Origin of the sequence: Photobacterium satsumensis (genome assembly GCF_050336935.1) — a bacterium.
Classification (GTDB): Bacteria; Pseudomonadota; Gammaproteobacteria; order Enterobacterales; family Vibrionaceae; genus Photobacterium; species Photobacterium satsumensis.
In genome coordinates, this window is sequence record NZ_JAKJSK010000006.1 from 498140 (window position 1) to 517164 (window position 19025).

The window sequence follows — 19025 nt, forward strand, 5'->3', positions numbered from 1 at the left end:
GTAAGTCATGGGAAAAAGCAAAGCGATAGTGTTATCCGTGTTGCTGGCCTTGATGGTTGCTGGCATTACATGCCTTGGGTTGTACCTGTTGGGTTGGTACACCTTGGTCCCTTTGTGGGCATTGGCGCTCGAAGTCTTGGCGCTTATCGTCGTGATGGGTTTAATCAGTTGGGGGAGTTACGCTATATTTCGCCGCCCCAAACCTGTCATAGATGAGGATGAAAGGCAACGGCAGGCAAACGTGGTGCAGTCGATAAAGAGCCGTTTTACGGTTATCTGGAATAGTCACACAGCCAATAACACCAATCCATACCGATTGCCTTGGTATCTGCATTTAACACAGGATATTAGCGAAGATACTGTCTTTTTGCGCCAGACTGGATTCGAACCGGTTGAATCTTCAAATTTCTATTCGAATATGCCATCAAACAAGCTTTCTGATATGCCTGTTGACGGCAATAGCCCATTGTCTTTCTGGGGCGCAGACGATGCCGTATTGATTTCAATTGATATCAGCCATCCTCAAGAATTAATCAAAGAGCAGCTTGATGTTTTGTTTGGCCTACTGCTCAAAAAGCGTGACCGCCAAGCGGTAAATGGCGTGTTATGTACACTGAACCTGAAGACGCTGGTTCAAAGCGATGAAATGGCAAGCAACGCAACCAGCCAGACATACCGAAGCTATCTCGCGGATATTAATAATCGGACGGGGTTATCCGTTCCCACATACTGCCTGTTTTCCCATTTGTCAGGCATCAAAGATTGTTGTGAGTTGTTTGCCACGCTTCCTGAGCTAGAACGGGAGCAACCTTTGGGAGCGCTAACCCCAATATCACAACCGGGTAAATCTGATAAATTTTGCCGCTATGAAAAAACCTGGTTCGACTCGACCTTTGATGAATTAATCAAGCGGCTGTCAGTGACAGTGTCAGAAGCGTTGAAACAGCAGCTAAATGATGACTATCGTGAATCAACGGTTTCAGGGATCTACCAATTGTCAGCAGTCCGCTTTGATATCGAAGACTTTTTGGCATCTACCTTCAATCAGCATCAATACGATGATGTGGCGCTGAATTTCAGGGGCTACTTTATTTTTAATGCAGGGGGGGATAACAGTGCGACGGATGTTCTTACTTATTTGAATGCTTCAGAGCTAGGCTTTGATGTACTAAATACCGCGCAAGCCAATAAGCCTAGTCTGAGCTTGTTCAGTAAGACGCTTTTTCATAAGTACATAGTCAAAGAGGCCGGTTTGGTGGGGGTGCAGAGCACCAAAGAGTGGCGTTATCGTTTTTCTCGGGTTGCTACACTGGGTTGCTTGGTATTGTTGTTTTCTAGCTTTGTCTGGATGCTCAAATCCCATTATGACAATCAGCAAGCAGTTGATAACCAAGCGTTGGCCTTATTGGAACGATATAAATCAAACTTAAAGAATGATGTCATTATACCGGACGACCTTTCGTCACCCATTTTTAGCCTGTATGAACTTCGCCAGATAAACCAGCTGTATCAGCACAAGGAGTTGGCTTGGTATAGTCCGTCTCATTGGCTGCCGGATTCGAGTATCCAACCCTATGTCACATCAGCTTATTATCAAGAGCTCAATCGCGTGCTGCTGGTGGTCATGCGAGATTACATCCTTAAAGATATGTTTGTTTACAACTCGCTAGATGACAAGGTCAAAACACTGGAGCTGCTTAACTACCACCAACTGCTGTATAACCCGAACCGCCAAGATGTCGATTCACTGGTGAATTACTACATTGCGGCGTTGAAAGAAGAGGGTGAAGGTGACGTCGAGTTACTTGAGCGCTTTGAGCTTTTGGCTAAAGACGTATTGCAAAGTGGGGCTATACCGCCAGAATCAAACGAAGAACTGCTGACTTTGGTTCGCGCCTCGCTGTCACGGAACGACATGAGCGAGTTGTTATACCAACACATTTTGCAGCACCCTAATTTTTCCCGCCGGGTCGACCTGAGAACCCAGCTTGCGCCATCCTATACCTCAGTGTTCCGTTTTTCCACCGATTTTAGCGGTTATCTCATTCCGTATTTGTTCACCCGTGAGGGGTTTGAAGAGCTAACCAATGAAACTGGTTTGCAGCTAGCATCAGAGGCGACCCGCGCCTATGAGGGCGTAATGGGGCGTATCAGCGGTGAGGCTGAGATGAACCGCATAAACCGACAACTACGAGAGCGGTACACCAATGATTACATCCAATATTGGCAGGCACTGACTGCAAACATTTCATGGGTTGCGGTGGGCACATGGGGTGAAAGTACCATTCAACTAGAACTTGCCACCGATCCGCTATATTCACCATTAGTGCAGCTATATCGGGTGATTGAGAAAAATACTAATTTAGTCAGTATTTCTAAAGAATTAGCCAAGCAAGAAAAAGAGAACCAAGCTCCTCCCACAGCGCTTCGCAGCGATACTATCGAGCGGGTTGCCACATTGATTGCAGCACCATTTTCATCTCTTAATCAATTGGTAGTGGTAGGAGATTCAGGTCAAAGCCAGCTGGATGTCGCCATGAAGCAGTTACGTGGAACGTTGGAGTGGGTAGGGCAGTCTACGCAGGCCAGAACCCGTGGTGAGTACTTTATCGAGCAATTGAAAAATGTTGATACCAGTACGCCGGTAGCTCAGCAGTACCAATTGGCGAATGCCTACAAAGACCCTCTCTTACCCGCGATGTTAAGGGGGCAGGCATTGACCATTAACCAACTTGCACTCGAGGAAACAAGGGATTATATCAATACGGATTGGCAACAGTTGTATGCGGTTTATCATCGCCAGCTTGAAGGGCATTACCCGTTTGATAAGCAATCCATGTTTGATGCTTCTACCGACGATTTCGAGGATTTTTTCAAACAAGGTGGGTTATTCGATAGTTTCTCGGTTAAGTACGGCAGTTATTTTGATAAAGGCAGTTTTGGTGAAACCGTCATTAAAGGCTTTATCGCTCATCAAGATATGATTATCTCAAAGGATTACCGGGCTTTTGAACAGTCAGTTTTACGACTTCAGAACGGCATTTTCTCTGACGGGCAATTAGGCTTTGAATTTATGCTTAAAGCTCAGAAAATGTCGCCTGCATTGACAAGTTTTTCCATCGAATCGGGTGTTAAGTTGTTTGAATATAGAAATGGGCCAATACTGTGGCGCAAGCAGTCATGGCCTATTACGAATAACATCAGCAGCGACATCTCAATCGTGACTACTGATAACGTTGGTGCAGATACCAGAGAAAAGCTGACAGGGGTCTGGAGTTGGTTTAGGCTAGCCGACAAAATGCAAAGCAGCAATATGGCCGGCAGCTATGATGTGGCGTGGCAGTATTTGGCAGACAGCAGTTATGTGAATTTGGTGGTCATGTCTAATGGCCGTGAACAGCCATTCTCACCACGATTCTTTGCCCAGCTCAAACTGCCGGAAAAGCTATGATAGAGCGTGCTTGTGCCTACCTTAAACGAAAGGCTTATACACACAAGGCTTCAACACAGCCTTGTGTGTATAAGCCTGGCGATGATAAGCATTTAGCTAGGTTGAAATCACTGCTGTCAGTCGCTGATATAGAGTTAGGTATTGAAGCGGCTCAGTGGGAGGTACTTGGTAATCGTTGCCTGCTGATACGAGAAGGCGAGCAAACACTAAAAGTGAAATACGGTGAAACCCCAGCAGAAGCTTATTTGCTTCAACGAGAGGCACTATGGTTGAATCGCCTTAATACTTTGGAATTGGCTAATAGTAAATGTATTAACTTCTCTAAAAATGGCCAGCAAAGTTTCCTTTTCACGAATTACCTAGCTGGGCTCTCGGCCAGCCAATGGTTACGATCACAGCTAGAGCAATCCTTAGGCCAAGATAAAGCCTCCCCGGATTGTCAAAAAAACACTCCTCAAATCCCAAATCAGCTTAAACCAGAATCTAGTTACCGCTTAGCTATATATCTGGAATCGGCTTTGGATCATATTCAAGCTATCCACCGTCATGATTTGGTTCATGGTGACATCAAGCCGGGCAATATGATTTTTGGTACAGGCAATATCGCCAGCCTAATAGACTTTTCTAATATGCGAAGGGTAGGGGAACCGTGGCAAGAACGTGGCTTCCAGCAATTTAGTCCATCTTATATTCACCCTAGCCAATTTACAGTGGCGACAAAAGAGCAGGACTATTATGCCTACCTGCTATCGGTCGTCGCACTGTTTGACGCCTCGCAAATCCCTTGCTGTAAAACTGTTTCTGGCTTAATGAAAGTAATTAATGAAAACACCAGTAAATGGCACTTACCTGATCTGTTTAATCAACAGTTACTGAAACTGCTTTAGATATAGAGTGGCGGTGTCACTACGGTTGATAATGGAGAAAGTGATATGTGGATTTTTCCAACATATCACTATTGCTTCACATAAATACCCTATGGATAACAGTGCGTTAGGTTAGCGTGTGTGAGATAATGTAGAAATGATATGTTGAAATTTTCAAGATATAAAGCTGTTATGTGTTTTAGGCGATATTGGAGTTTAAGTGGAACTAATTTTAGAGTTTATTGGGCCAGTTCTTGGTTTAGCATCAGCAATCGTAACTTTAATTGCGTTCTTCAAAGAGAACATCAAACATAAAGTTTGGATTTTAGTTGGTTCACTATTCTTTGCTGGTGCAGCTGTCGTTGTTTGGGACAAACGAAAGCAAAAAGCTTACGATTTTGAACTGTTGGCTGAAAAACAAAAATTTCATGCTCAAATTGAACAAGAGAAAACTCGTTATGTCGTAGCCGATGCAATAATAGTTGCTAATTCAGTAGATCTCTATGGCCTACAAAGTTACGGAAAAGTTCTTGCAAACATGGGGACGATAGTTAGCTTCTATCAACGTCATGAAGACCTTTACGGTAGTCAGTATCAGAAATTGTCAAAGCAATATGATCATTGGGAAGCATTTTTTAGATCAAAAAGAGAGAATGGCGAAATCATCTATATTTCTGATTACAGTCCCCTTGAAGGGCTAGTTAAATCAAATTTCAAGTTCGTAGAAAGCATAGCTCAAGCGGAAAATAACACATAACAAAGGCATCAAGATGACTTTGGACTTCGGCGGTTTTGGTGTGGAGTGTATTTGGTTTTGTAAGTTCAGCGTTGGCGCACCTTATGCCAAGCGTTATGTGTATGGTGCATCAGTCTTCTTAAAGCGAGAGAGTATTAGTAGTGGTAGGTAAATGTATAATTGGTTTGTAGAGACATTTTCGACTTCATCAGAGCAAGCAAAACTGTTTTCGATAGTGGTTTCTGTAGTTCTTGCTGTCTTGATCTTGCTTTTGAATCAGTGGTTTATTTCCAGAAGAGCAAGAAAAGAGTTGTTCATCACGAAAGTGGAAGAGCTTCTTACGACAATATATGCTTATGAACGGATTTCATTGGATATTTTGTCTAGGCTTTTTAACTCGTCTATAGCTGACCAAACTACATTAGACAAAATGGCAGAAAGTGCGGAAATCGCGGATAAACTGGAAATGCTATGCGTATTGTATTTTCCCGAAATCACCTTCGAGTCAGGTGACGGTCAAAAAATAATACTGAAAGCACATCAAGATGTCGAAAAAGTTCAGGGGAATTACACCCATCCTAAGAGCTCCTATGCAACATATCAAACTAGTACAAAGAATCTAAAAGAGCTGTTGAATCCTTTAAAGGTGGCAACAAAGGCAATCATGAAAAAACACACATAACAATCGCTTCAACCTGACTGTAGACTTCACCCGTTTTAGTGGACACGTATAACCAATCAGGAGATTGTTATGCCTGCATATAAAACGGGAAAGAAAACACCGCAATATTCAGTAGAATTTAAGTTAAAAGCGGTGCAATGGAGCTTTGATATTCGCCGGACGGTTAAGTCAGTAGCTGAGTCATTAGATATTCATCCATTCATGCTTTCGAACTGGAGAAAAGCATACAAGGATGAGGTGAGACATATGGTAAAGAGTAAGGATCTGGCTAAGCCAAAAAAGCTAAAGCAGAATGACGAACTTGAAAGCCTGAAGCAACGAATAGCTGAGCTTGAAGAAGAAAATGATATTTTAAAAAAGTGGCAACGTTATCAAGCGGAACAAAGGCGGAAAGGTTCGGATTCATAAAGTGTTATAGCAAGCTTCATTCTGTGAAAAAGCTCTGCAAATATCTGAATGTTTCTCGTAGCGGTTTCTACCAATGGTTACGAAGAAAGCTGAGTGCAAGAGTACGATCTGACGCTCATTTTCTTCATGATATTCGGCGTATATTCGAACGAAGTCAGGACGTTATGGTAGTCCTAAAGTGTTTCGTATTCTGAAGTTAGAAGGTTGGTCGCGAGGATAGCGCGAATTTGATTAAGTAGGGCTGTACGTTCGTGTATCCAATTCTCACGTGCTCGGTGCAGGAAAAGGATTGCTTGTTCTCTGGTGACAGCACCGCAGGCTTCCATCACGACGATAGCCGGTGGGATATTGGCAAAACTAGAAAGGACTTTCGATCGGGTTATTGTTTTATGGATCAGCACCTTGCCTTGGTGATCTTCACCGTGGATACTGAACGAATGTTTGGCTAAATCAATACCATAAATTGATTGTGACATGGTGGTCTCCAAGGGCAGTAGTTAGACTAATCAAGTGTGGCGAGCCTGATGAGGGGGAGTCCATGTCATACGTTATGAAATTAAGGATAAATAATGAAAGAAAACATCGAAGTGAGTTTGGAGAGAATTCAAAAAATAATTGAGTCGTATAACGAAAAAGAGTTTATGACAGCTGAAGTCATAAGGGATTATTCAGGTGGTTTTTATTCGAATAAAGATACACCTGCATATTACTCTTTTAATGCTCAGTTTGGAAAGCTGCTTAAGCGTAACGAATTATCTCTTAGAATCGTTGAAGTACAGAGTGACGTACGAACTAAGGATGATAACGGATATCCAACGTCAACTTCAGTATGGCGTCAAATTTCATAACAAGAACATCAAGTTGACGCTTTTACTGCGCATTTTTGGTGTGGAGTCGGTGCGCTTGGTTGGTTCAGTGGGGTACACCTTATTGCAGGCGCTGGCGGATCCCCACATAATTTATGCACAATAGCTGCTTCTCGCCATGAGAGTAAGGGGCTGCTGTGCCCAACATATTGCTGATTCGTTGACGTGATATTCAAGCCGTCCAAAGACTTCTTTTCCTAATCTAACGAATGATAGAAATCGGCGATTTTTTATTGAATTAGCCTGAAAATGACGGTGCCAGCCGTTGTGCACAGCAATTATCCTAAACCACCAATAGACTATAAAGGCGAGTAAACCGATGAGAAGTAGGATGTCGAATCGCTTAGGGTCATGAGTCCGGCTTTGACGTAAGCCAAAACCATATTGTGGGCTTTTTAAGTCTCGGAACGTTTCTTAGATTTGCATTCGCTTGGTGTATAGCCTGACGATACACCGGGCTGAAAAGATATTTGTTGGGATATTGGTAGCCAGTAACCAAGGCTCAATTGCTGATTTTCGATGGACAGCTTGGGCAGAGAAGTACACTCGACTTTTTGGGCGATCTTTACGTTTTGTTGGTGTTTGTTTTTTATAGAGATGAAGATGGCAAAGTAATGGTTTTCGTTTAGCGAGTTGTGAGAATCCTAGTTATTTAGCTTTGCTATTTGCTTTATCAAATAACGCCTTAATGTGCATCCATTGCTTCTTGTAAAAAACATTTACATCACCACGAACTCTGCCTAAGTAACACCACCCTAAGTCTTCAACTTGTCGAAACAAGGTGTTACGAAAGCCTGCATCGGTGACGATAATAGGGATGATATACGACGGTAAAACGGCTTTGAATTTCTCGAGAAATTGCTGGTGACTGCGCGGAGAGTTACAGTTTTTAAAGGTGAAAGTTTGCTCAAATAGTTTCACGGGTCGACCGTCTACGGCAACGGACGCTCTGAGTTCCATGAGCCGTTCATATTCACGAATATCAGCCCAATCGACTAAGTCAATGGGCTGTGGATTAACCAAACAAAACTGATGACAGCGAACGGCCAAGTAAGGTTAGTGTAAGTGCATCATTGTTAAGCAATACTTGCACCGAATCCATGAGTGATTTGAGTCTCTTTTTGTGCATGTTAGGGCATTGATTTCAAGCGACTCGTCTAGTATTTGAATATCACGCATCTTGCTTTCAATTTTTAAGTTTGTGGTAAATTCATTAGTTCAGAAGGTAAGGTGCGTGTCTACTTATTGAACTACAAAGGTATTTTGTGGGGATTCGTAAGCGCTTAGCATTAGGCTAAAGGAGGCAAAATGGACTTTACTGTAGAATTCATATTAATCACTATTACCCTTTCCATGGCTGTGCTGGGAACATTCTCGAATCCTAGTAGTGGAACTAAACTCACGATAATTGCTTTAGCAGTTTTAACATCGATAGCTACAGGATACAAAACATATTCAAATGCAGAGGAGAATAGAATAAATAAGAGGTTGATCATTACTCTAGTTCAGTCAAGTAATCAACCAGTATACTTTTCTCATGATATAGCTAAAAAACTCTCATCCGTATTAGAAAAAACAAATCAGTATGTTTCAGGATTAAGACTTTCTGAAGAAACAGGTGAGCGTATATTTTTATTAAAGAGTAATGAAAGCGAAGATATATCTGGAATAATTTACATATCAAAAAAAGCAATGAACCCTGTATATTACGCCTATGCGACTGAACAAGATCTTGAACCAGCACTTGAAAAAATCATTGCGAGTACTTGGACAAATTGCGAACTTCACTGGAATCAGTGTACTGAAGAACTGTCTGCCATTTCCAAGGTTGCTCTGGAAGTCGGGCCGTATGAAGCTTCAGAAACCACTTCGAGTTTAGACTCAGAGACATTAACTTTTGAACTAGAGTCAACAGAAGGGCTGAAAATAGTACTAAATCGAGAGTTTATTGAGAGTCTTTACAACATAAGTTCAGCTGATAGAGGCCTAAAGATTTTAAGCAAAGGGCAATCTTTTGTTGTTGACAGTTTATAGCCTAACACATATTGAGGGGCTCTTACCGCGGTCTGCTAGTTTTACGCAGGGCCACTAGACAGTGCTCCGTTAACCTGGATAAGCACTATTAAAAGAAATGGTATCTTTTAGCCAGTTAATTTCAGGCTCAGTCTAGGTGTAAGCAACTTTACTGTTCATATTAAAGTGCAACAATGGGCGGCTGATCAAAATAAGGGGCTAGAAGTCGCATTTGCACAGCGATCCCTCTACGAGTTTTTCGCTGAAGAGCCTAGGTTGTAACGTGATCTTTTTCTGCCCCCCTAAGGTCAAACAAAAAGCCCAGAAACATCATTGTTTCTGGGCTTTAATATTTCAGGCTGATTTAATTAAGCTTGCACTTAAGAAGCGGTTAAATCATTTTTTCAATCGGCTTCCAACGAGCAACATCGGCTGGTAGCTTAATGCCTTGTGAAGCTAGCAGATTAATCCGAGCTAAATAAGCGGCGCCGTGCATCAGATGTTTTGCAACATCAGCAGCTTGGCGTTTTTTATAATCATCTAAGTAGCTGCCTTTCGCCCATGCGTTGAATGCACCTAGAGCAGGACCCGCCCAGATTTGATAGTCCATTTCACGTCCCGCTTCACCGGTGTTTGACCAGCGGCTAGAAAGACCAAGATACCAACGGAAAATCAATGCCATCTTACGTTTAGGGTTGCCTTCGGCACGCGTAATTTGCTTCGGATCGCGCTCGTTAAAGTGCGCAACGGTGCCAGCCCAGATGTCATCGAGTGTTGAGCGGAAAACTTGGGTTTCCAGCTTATGACGCTCATCGGCAGGGATCGCTTCAATAGAATCGTAGCGTGTATAAATGTCATAAAGCTTATTGGCACGCATAGGGAAGAGCGTACCGCGTTTAACGACTTGTAGTTTAACGCCCATTTCAAACATGTCGGCAGCGGGTGCCATGGTGACGTCGGCCATTTCTGTGGTCGAAAGCAGTTTACGCGTATGCTCACTCGCGCCTGCTTCAATACATGCTTGGTTGACAGAACCTGTGACAATATAAGCGGCGCCCATATTGAATGCTGCCAGTGCTGCATCGGGTGTACCAACACCACCGCCAGTACCGACACGAAGTGGCGTTTTGTATTGATGTTTAGCTTGAATTTCTTCTTTCAACGCTAAAATCGTAGGTAGCAAAGTGACCAGAGGGCGGTTATCGGTATGACCACCCGAATCCGCTTCAGCGGTAATATCGTCAGCCATTGGAACGAGTTGAGCTAGTTCCATTTGTTCTGGTGTAATTCGACCTTCGTCCACCAAACCTTGCAGCATTTTAGCAGGCGCAGGCTCCATGAACTTGCTGGCTACTTCGGTACGGCTGACTTTGGCGATAACTTTGTTAGCAATAACAATATCGCCTTTTTGATCGCGGCTTAAACCTGCAGCGCGGTATTGCACAATTTGTGGTGTTAAACCTAAGAAAGCTGATGCTTCTACAGTACGTACCTTATGTTTTAGGAATAGCTCGACACTACCGCGCTCAAGCGCTGGTTCGCTTGGGCTGTGGATCAAGTTAAACGCGTAAGGGCCGTTAGGCAGTGCTGCTTGAATACGGTTGATCGCTTGCTCTACACGTGAAGGAATGAGCCCCGCAGCGCCAAATGAACAAAGAATACCTGCTTGACCCAGTGCAATCACTAATTCTTCAGAAGAAATGCCATTCGCCATCGCACCAGCGTAGTAGGCGTATTTAACACCATGCACTCGACAAAAATCACTGTCACCAAGGCTTTGTGTGCCAAGTGCTGGCGCAAATGCACTGACTGGGTGTGTACTGCTAGCGCTTGCGCTATCACCAGAGGTCAGTTCTGCCTCTTGGCTTACACCAAGCCCTTTTTCTGGGTGATTGATGACGTAGCAGCCACGGCTCAGGTCTTTTAATACTTTAGCCATTGCTTCGGTATTGAATTGAGTAGCACTTTCTTCAACTTGCCATGGCCAAGGAGAAAGCTTTTCGTTATTTAGGGTTGTTTGCATTGTCATGTTCTAATCCTTAACTCAAGCTTCTTCGATACAAATAGCGATGTCTTTTACTTCGTAAATTCGTAGGCCGTCTTTACTCAAGTTTGCGTCACCAATAATAATGCGCTTACCGTCTTCATCTTTAATTGCTGTGATGTGTACATCGAGCGACATTTGCTTGTTCAGTGGGTTGATTTGACCACGGTATTTCCATTTCACTTCCGATTGGATTTGACCAAATTTAGGTGAGCGGAAACCCGCACCAAGATCTTTGTTTAGGGCGTAGGTCTGCATTAACTCAATAATCGCTTCAACACCTAATGAACCTGGCATAACTGGATCTTGATGGAAGTGGAACTGGAAGAACCAATCACTTGGGTCGATAGTGCGCTCAGCGTATAAGTAACCTAAGCCTTCTTTACCGCCATCACTGGTGATTTGCACGGTATCAATGAAGTTCAAGCGACCGCCAGCAAGCTGGTAGTGCGGCTGTTTCACACCGGTTGCAGAGACTGGTGAGTTGAAGTAACGGCTGGTTTTATCAAGCAAGTCAATCGTGACATCTGGGGTACGATTGTTCTCAACATGCCAAGGGTGGGTGACTTTACCGTTATCCAGGCCAAGTTGATCTTTCAGTGCCGCGCCTTTGAAGTACCCAAATACCGCAGTTCCTTGATAGAAAGGAACACCATCTGTACTTAGCTCAAAACTGAAGCTCTGAACGATGTTGGTGCCCATCATAACGGTTGAAAGCAGGCGTGAATCGTTAACGATGGTTTTGCCACGTAGGTCAACATTACGTAGCATCTTGCCGCTACCATCAAGGTTACGGAAGAAAAGCTCTTCACCTGGGAAGCCAAGGGTTGTACCCATATAACCAGAGATAAAGCCATTTGGCTGAAGAGAAATCTCCATCAATACCGAATAAGGCATCAATGTTTGATGGCTGTTCTCGTCAAAGTACCATGCGTTTTCAGGCACTTCGTATTCTGCGATACATGATGACGGTGTTTTGAAGTCACCACGGGTACCATTAACTTCAATAACGCGAGTGGTTAGCTGTAAATCACCACATGGAGTACGAGGTGGGATCATACCGCGGTAAATCGAGAAGTCAGGGCCGAAACATTTCTCGATGTCACCCGTTGCAAATTCAAACATGTGGTACGGCGTAAACGGTACTGTGTCTGGGGTGCGATTCGGGTAGTCAGGCGTAATCGGCGCTTCTACGTGTTGTAGCGGGATCACACCTTTATTGGTCGCGGTGGCTAAATCGGGGATTTGCGCCATTAGTGGGGCATTTGCCGATGCTGCTTTGTTCACATTCGTTTCTGGTGTGTTGGTAACTTCAACGTCAAGTGCTACTTCAACGTTAAGAACAGCTTCAACTTGTGCTGGCGCTTCGTCGACAACGTAATCTGATGAGCCAAGGTAACGCGTACATTCCTCTTCTTCACGGATCATCACACCAAGATTTTGGAAATCCACCACGACTTTGCCATCAAGCAAAATATCGATATTGGCTTTGGCGTATGGGCGAGGGCTCAAACCAATCTCTGTCACTTCCATACGGTAAGTTAATACCGCCGATTGTGGCAATACTTGACCACGGCAGCGTACTTTTTGCGGTGCGTTTTCAAGTGGTTGGAATCGACCATTTTGTACTTGGGTGTGCATACCTAGGTACATCATGTAGAACTGGAGTAATTGACCACAACCTTCTGCCATTAATGAACCCGCCATCACGGAGTCGTCTTTGAAGTGGCAAGGGAAGTACCAGTGTTCAGGTTCTAGCTGTTTATGACCTTCGATTAAGCCAAGTCCCCATGCGCCACCTTGCGGCTCAACACGGCTTACTTGCTCAATCATCATGAATTTTTCAGAACTAAAGCACAATGAAGGCTGGTGGCGATCAGAAATGTGACTTTCACCAAAACAGCCCGCAATGTTGGCACTTAGCAAGTTGTGTAGCGTGTGGTAGTCGAACTGTGTTTTCTGGCAATGAAGCAGCGGGTTGAAACGTTGTTTGGTTGCAAGGTTGCGCGCTTTGATCTCATCTTCAGTGCGGATAACGCCCTTACCGTCAGCAAGTTCTTCATCGGTAAAGAAACCTGCACAACCGTTATCCATTTTCAGGATCATCTTATCGCCAACGAAACACTCGTACGAGAAGAAGAACAGCAAGGTATCGCCGTTACGGGCGAAGTGATTAATCGAGATGTCGTAGCGAAGCGTGTCACCACCGCGAGGTAAATCACCGAGGAAGGTCAGGGTACAATCGAGCAGACGGTATACACGCTCGCCTTTGTTTTCAAAGTCGATGCCTAAGTAGCTGATCAGCATTAAATCACACTGGCCTGACTCAACGGCAACGGCCCACGGAATTTGTCCATCAACCAAGTAAGGCGCATCGACGGGAATATCGTATTCCGTTGTCATGGTACTTGGTTTGTATTCCAGCATTGTCGCGTCAAGTTTCGTGACACGGGAAACCAAGAGGTAATCTGTGGTGGGTAGTCTTACGCGACGTGAGTAGTTGTCGATGATGGCATAGTCTGGGCCAAAGACATTGGCGATATCACCTTCAGCATATTCAACCAAATCATCGTAATCCCAAATGCATGGTTTACGGATGGGTTTGACTGGTGCTGCATACACGTTTACCGGTTGCGCGACAGCTTGTGTTGTTGTTTGTGCTAGGTCAGATACAGGTGCGGGTTGTGGGTTATAACCTGCTTCCATCTGTGCTGTCACTTCGTTCAATTGCGCTTTTAATAAAGCGTCAGCCATCTTCAAACCTTGTTCACGACTTTGTAAGAAGGCTTGGTGAACTTGTTGAGCCAGTTGTTGGTTCTCGATAAATGCCGCTTGCTGCGATGATGCAGGGCTGTTTGTCTGAGTGTTCTGGGTGTTGTTAGCGGATAGGACGTTAGTCATATTGCTTTGAATTCCTGTAATCGGCGCTTGGCCTGTTGTGGCCAAAATCGGGGATACGGATGGGTGCGAATGCTGCTGTAGCGGCTCTGATAACGAAGGCGCAATAGGGTTGAACACTGGCTTATGCGGTTTAATTCGCGGTGCAGTATTGGCCACTTTTTGTTGAATAGACGCTATCTCTGCGAGTTCGGCAGTGACTATGTGTTGGTAAATGTCACGGCCACCAAGTGTTACTTGCTTGATGAGCTGTCGTTTATTGTCGCTTGCGAGTTCATTGCTTAGGCGAGTGTTTAACGCTTGTGTTTCGGCTTGCGACTGCGAAACGAGCAGCTGCGAGCACTGGTTTTCACTCACACTAGCAACAATGGCGGCCTTGGTCGGCGCGTGCGTTGCTGTGTGATTTAATGTAATTAAACCATGCAGTAAGCTAGCCATGCCTGACGCGGCAAAGCTATGACCTAAACGTTGATTTGCGTATGTTGGCTTAACGGTGTTTAGTGGTAACTGTAATGCCTCAGTGCTGTCTGGGGCTTGGTTAATTTCCAATACCTTGATGGCGGAGACTGGTACACCCGTTGATGTTAACAAGCGATCAGTGACAGTGTGACTTTGGCTGGTAGCACTAAAGCCTGATGCTGTTATTTCACCGTATGAGTGCGAGTCAGAGTTAGAATCAGAACTTGCATCTGTCAGTACGACAGCGCCAGCACCTTCACCGACGTGCCAACCTGAATCTTGTACTGTGTTGGCAATAGGGCGAATGCTGTTTTTCAAGATCACTTGCTCAGCACTGCCACTTAAATCAACCGCAGCAATGACAACAGCATCAAGCGATTCTTGGCTCATGAGGTTTTCAGCCACATCAATACAACGAGCGACAGATTGCTCGGCAGCCGAAATGGTGAATGCAGGGCCATTAAAGTCCCATAGCGACGCAATGCGTGACGCCATGATGTTGCCGATGAAACTGGTGTACTGGTTCAGCTTGGCAGCATCCAACACACTGTCCATTGCAATGGCTTCAAGTGATTCATATTCTGATTCTGTCAGCGTAACGCCCATGCTCGCAAGGCTGTCAGCAAGCTGAGTATGCAGGTTTACGCGTCCGCGGAACTGATGCATTTCAAGCTCAGTTTCCATTGCAACAAGTACGGCGACTTTTTGGCCTGACTCAAGTTTGGCATCACGAATGGCTTCATCGGCGACTTTCATCAACAAGAGTTGTTGTGAAATCAAGCGATCGTCTTCGTTTGGCGGTACTTTAAAGCGTAAGAAATCCAATTCAAACTGATCGATATAAGCGCCATGTGGGATAGTTGGTAGACCAAACTGGCTTAATAGTTCAGGGTGTTGATCTAAACCTTTCCAGCGTTTCTTCGGTAAGGCAACAAATGCATTTTCATTATGTTGAATCGCATGGCTAAGGGCATTAATGGTTTTTAATGATCCGAAGTGCGAAGCAAGACCTGTCACTTTTAGTGCTGTTGAGTGACGCGGTAATGAATTGGCTTCTGAAATTGTCGTTCTCGCCGCTGAGCCTGTTGTTGAGCGTGTTGTCGACTGTTCGTCTGAATAGGCTTCAAGTAACAGGTGAGCATTACAGCCACCAAAACCAAAGACTGAAACGCCAGCACGACGTTCAGGATTGCCTGCTTTATCTGGCCAAGGTTGCACTTGCGTTGGTAGTGTTTGAGCGCCAAATAAACCTTCAGGCGATGACAGAGGCTCTGACAGGTTAATACTTGGTGGTAGCACGCCTTCTTTCATTGCAAAGATCATTTTCATGATCCCCGGCATGCCAGCGGCGGTGAGTAAGTGACCTAAATTTGATTTCGCTGAACCAATCAAAGGCACTTGGCTACCTTTGAGTTTATCAGCAAAGAAACGCTCCATTGAGGTTAACTCAACTTTGTCACCCAAAGGGGTGCCTGTGGCGTGACACTCAATCACTTCAATACTTTCTGGTGACAAGTCTGTGGCTTCATAAGCGCGCTCAAAGGCTTGTACCTGACCTTTGCTATTTGGGCTTAGCACAAACTGACCACGACCATCATTCGATAGCCCAATGCCACTGACAACAGCATAAATATGGTCGCCATCGCGCTCGGCATCCTCAAGGCGTTTCAGCACTAAGACACCAGCACCTTCACCTGCGAATAAGCCTTTACTGTTGCTATCAAAAGGAACAGAAACACCGTGATCTGGGTAGGCGTGGAAAATTGAGAAGCCCATATTGATGAAAAATGGGTCAGCGCCAGAAACTGCACCCGCCAGCATCATGTCGGCTTTGCCTGTGCTGAGGTAATCACAAGCCAGTTTTAAAGAATAAACTGAACTAGCACAAGCCGCATCTAGACTTAGCTGGGCACGACCAAGGCCAAGCGCATCAGCCACAATTTTTGATGCGTTGTGTGCAGCAGCACCATTGGCAGTATTTAAAACGTGCGGCTGTTTGTTTGATGGCAGCAATGAAAACTGTGGGTTAGCCAGTTTGTCTTGTAGCGCTTTCTCTACGGCTGAGTGATAGAGCGGCAGGAACAAATCATTTGAATGCGTTGTCGGGAATGATAACGCCCCCATGATAACGCCAGTACGTTCAAGTACATCGGCATCAAGTGCAATGCCTGCGTCTAATAGAGCCTTACGGCTGGTATCTAGCGCCCATAAGAAGCTATCGTCCAAGCCATTGAAGTAATCAGTGGGTAAACGGTAGCCATTAGGATCAAAGGTGAAGTTTTCGATGTAGCCGCCTTTATCACAGTAAAAGCGGTCTGATTCACCTTGTTGGCCTTGATAAGCGTCTGGGTTTGCACCTAGCTTTTCAGGACGTAATGTTGTGCGCGAATCTTTTTTTTCCAGCAGATTGTTCCAAAAATCCTTTGGCGTATCGGCATCGGGATATTGATTGGCGAGGCCAACAATTGCGATTTTTGCCGCCTTGTTAGCCGAATGGTGTTGAGAACTCATACTGGCTCTCCTTGTGTCTGAGCTGAAGATTGAGTATCTGAAGTGGCGAGTTGGCGGGCAAGACCGTCAACTAATGGCGAAATAGATAAAGGCACCTGCTTGGTGATCAACTGAGCGATGCATTTCAATAAGGTTTGAATGTCATCACCGCCTTTAGCATTCGTTGCCACAGCAAGGCTATCTGTCACTTTATCTGCACGATTGATCTTATCGATTAAGGTACTGGTTTGGCGGTCAGCGCCTAATTCGATGAACAAACGCGCGCCGTGTTCACGCGCTGCACGAATGAGCGAAGTAAAATCAAGCGTTGAACAAAAGGTACCGGCAATAGATGTCGCAATACTTTGTCTATCTATACTCACTGGCTGATTAGCGTTTTGTGGCAGTAACTCTGCAGCGCTAATAAAACGAATATGGTGCGGGAGCACATCGCATAACGGCTGACTATAAAAATCAGTGACTTGAGCATGCTGGCTTAAAGCCGGTGTAGTATGCATAGCCGTCACACGGTTAGAGGCAATACCACGTTTACCCAGTTGCTTGAGTAGGGTACGGCAGCTTTGTTCGCAGCCCGCAAGGATGCAAGTATCACCTTGGATAATGGCAAGGTAAGCACGAGGGAAATCAGGTAACAAAGCTTCAATTGCCGCGGGTTCACTGCGGACAAGGAAGCTATTCCATGTGATTTCTTCGTCTTGATTGAGTTGCCATACCTCACGTACTGCCGTTAATTCCCCCGATATTGCGGTGGTGAAAATCGGGCTCGTTTGGGTCATCTCAATCAAAGCATGAGGATTACGCCACACGCCTAAGCTGGCCCACATAGAGGCTTCACCTTTGGAATAACCCAGGGCAAAGTCAGGTTTCACCGAAAAAGAGTCACACAGTAGTTGAGTGAGTATGTAACTGCTGCCAACGCCTGCAATGGCAAGCTCACTGAGTGTCATCTCTTGGGAGGAACTCCCAGCCTTTTCATTGCTAGTCGAGTAGGTTTTATCCGCTTGTAGCATTTCCTTCAGATTACCTTCACGCTCTAAACGGGCGTAAAGCTCTGGGAAATACTGGTAAAAATCACGCAGCATGCCCGGGTAGACTGTGCCTACTCCTGGGTAAACAAAGGCGACTTTACCTCGGCTATCAGGTGCTGGCGAAAAGTAGCTACCCGCAGGGGTTTTATAGTCGGTTTGTTCGGTAATTACTTTTGACAACACCTTTGTTAGCGCGCTGATTTCTAGTAACACCGCATCGGCAGACGCACCTTGCAACACTATGGTTAATTGCGCTGCTGATGGCTGTGTTGCTTTTAGTTGGGTAGATAGCGCTTGAAAGCCTACTAAGTTTTGATGCATTAACTCAATTAAAGCGGCTGAACTTAATACTGAATCAGAGCCTAAGTTCTGGCTTAGCTCTGTGATCTTTATTGATAGTTCCGCGAGCTTGGTTGATAGCTCAGTCTCTGTATTTCCCGTAATAATGAAAAATAAACGAGATGTATCGAGCAGCGGTTTCGCTTCTTTTAAGCCTGTCGCTTGGGTTAATACGAGGCTAGTGCTGCTTGCTTGGCTTTTGGCATTAAAGGCTAGGCTTTCAGCAGTAAAGCTCAAGCTAGCAACCCGTGCTTTGTTTGGTTCAGTAAACCAATACTGGCAATCATCACTATCGACTTGCTTATGTCGAGGTTGCTGACGTCGTGCAGCAATGTCATCTATAAGTTGGTACAGCGCTGAAAATTGCTCCGTCGCTGTTGATGCGGTAGAGGCTTGCTTGATGCTAACGTCTTCAGGTTGACGACGTGATTGCTCAATGGCAAGCGGTAAACTTGCCGCTAAGCCTGATAAGTAAGCATGTGGGTGAATACGATTTTGAGCTGCGGTTAAGCCCGCCATTAACACAATCGAACGACCCGATTGAGAGGTTAATGTCACCGCTTTACCTTGGTTAACTACCTGAATAGCAGTATTCAGTGTGGCAGTAAAATCGTCAGAAAGTTTGATGTTCTCAATCATTAATGACGAAGGTAAAAGGTTGGCAGAAAGCCCAGCACGAGGCTGGGCTAAAAGAGCGATGCGCAATGGCATCGCTTTATGAGTA

General features: G+C 44.9%; 12 protein-coding genes and 1 pseudogene. 8 read left to right on the forward strand and 5 right to left on the reverse strand.

The window, feature by feature from the left end:
- Positions 1–7 precede the first annotated feature (7 nt).
- The 6 genes from tssM (at position 8) to L4D79_RS29905 (ending at position 6337) form a co-directional block, all read left to right on the forward strand.
- Positions 8–3451, forward strand: a complete 3444-nt coding sequence (tssM, locus tag L4D79_RS02390) for a type VI secretion system membrane subunit TssM (protein ID WP_428646863.1) — start codon at positions 8–10, stop codon at positions 3449–3451.
- A complete protein-coding gene (locus tag L4D79_RS02395; RefSeq protein WP_428646865.1) occupies positions 3448–4338 on the forward strand; it encodes a serine/threonine-protein kinase in 891 nt (296 codons plus the stop codon). Before tssM ends, L4D79_RS02395 begins: the two co-directional genes overlap by 4 nt.
- 199 nt (positions 4339–4537) lie before the next feature.
- Entirely contained in the window at positions 4538–5074 is a 537-nt protein-coding gene (locus tag L4D79_RS02400; RefSeq protein ID WP_428646868.1) for a hypothetical protein, read from the forward strand.
- A 151-nt stretch (positions 5075–5225) separates the two neighbouring features.
- Positions 5226–5735, forward strand: a complete 510-nt coding sequence (locus L4D79_RS02405; RefSeq protein ID WP_428646871.1) for a hypothetical protein — start codon at positions 5226–5228, stop codon at positions 5733–5735.
- A gap of 69 nt (positions 5736–5804) precedes the next feature.
- Positions 5805–6143, forward strand: coding sequence for a transposase (locus L4D79_RS02410; protein WP_428646873.1), 339 nt, complete (start codon positions 5805–5807; stop codon positions 6141–6143).
- A 23-nt stretch (positions 6144–6166) separates the two neighbouring features.
- Positions 6167–6337, forward strand: a complete 171-nt coding sequence (locus tag L4D79_RS29905; protein WP_489685937.1) for a hypothetical protein — start codon at positions 6167–6169, stop codon at positions 6335–6337.
- On the opposite strand, the gene L4D79_RS02415 is transcribed toward L4D79_RS29905, so the two are convergent.
- Entirely contained in the window at positions 6317–6619 is a 303-nt protein-coding gene (locus tag L4D79_RS02415; protein ID WP_428646876.1) for a hypothetical protein, read from the reverse strand. The two genes, L4D79_RS29905 and L4D79_RS02415, sit on opposite strands and share 21 nt — an antisense overlap.
- Positions 6620–6712: 93 nt before the next feature.
- On the opposite strand from L4D79_RS02415, the gene L4D79_RS02420 reads away from it, so the two are divergent.
- Positions 6713–6991 (forward strand): hypothetical protein, encoded by a 279-nt coding sequence (locus L4D79_RS02420; protein WP_428646878.1) that lies wholly within the window; start codon positions 6713–6715, stop codon positions 6989–6991.
- A gap of 111 nt (positions 6992–7102) precedes the next feature.
- On the opposite strand, the pseudogene L4D79_RS02425 reads toward L4D79_RS02420, so the two are convergent.
- Positions 7103–8188 (reverse strand): annotated as a pseudogene (locus L4D79_RS02425) (IS4 family transposase).
- Between the two features lie 129 nt (positions 8189–8317).
- Between L4D79_RS02425 and L4D79_RS02430 the strand changes: the two are divergent.
- The gene (locus L4D79_RS02430) at positions 8318–9043 is read left to right on the forward strand and encodes a hypothetical protein (RefSeq protein WP_428646881.1); all 726 of its coding nucleotides are present in this window, start codon (positions 8318–8320) and stop codon (positions 9041–9043) included.
- Positions 9044–9413: 370 nt separating this feature from the next.
- Here the strand turns inward: L4D79_RS02430 and pfaD are convergent, their stop codons facing one another.
- The 3 genes from pfaD to L4D79_RS02445 are packed head-to-tail and all read right to left on the reverse strand — an operon-like array spanning position 9414 to position 19012.
- Positions 9414–11051 (reverse strand): eicosapentaenoate synthase subunit PfaD, encoded by a 1638-nt coding sequence (pfaD, locus tag L4D79_RS02435; protein WP_428646884.1) that lies wholly within the window; start codon positions 11049–11051, stop codon positions 9414–9416.
- Positions 11052–11066: 15 nt separating this feature from the next.
- Positions 11067–16934 carry a hotdog fold thioesterase gene (locus L4D79_RS02440; protein WP_428646887.1) on the reverse strand — a complete coding sequence of 1956 codons (5868 nt, stop codon included), beginning with the start codon at positions 16932–16934 and terminating at the stop codon, positions 11067–11069.
- Positions 16931–19012: a PfaB family protein gene (locus L4D79_RS02445; RefSeq protein WP_428651681.1), complete on the reverse strand. Its 2082-nt coding sequence runs from the start codon at positions 19010–19012 to the stop codon at positions 16931–16933. Before L4D79_RS02445 ends, L4D79_RS02440 begins: the two co-directional genes overlap by 4 nt.
- Positions 19013–19025 lie beyond the last annotated feature (13 nt).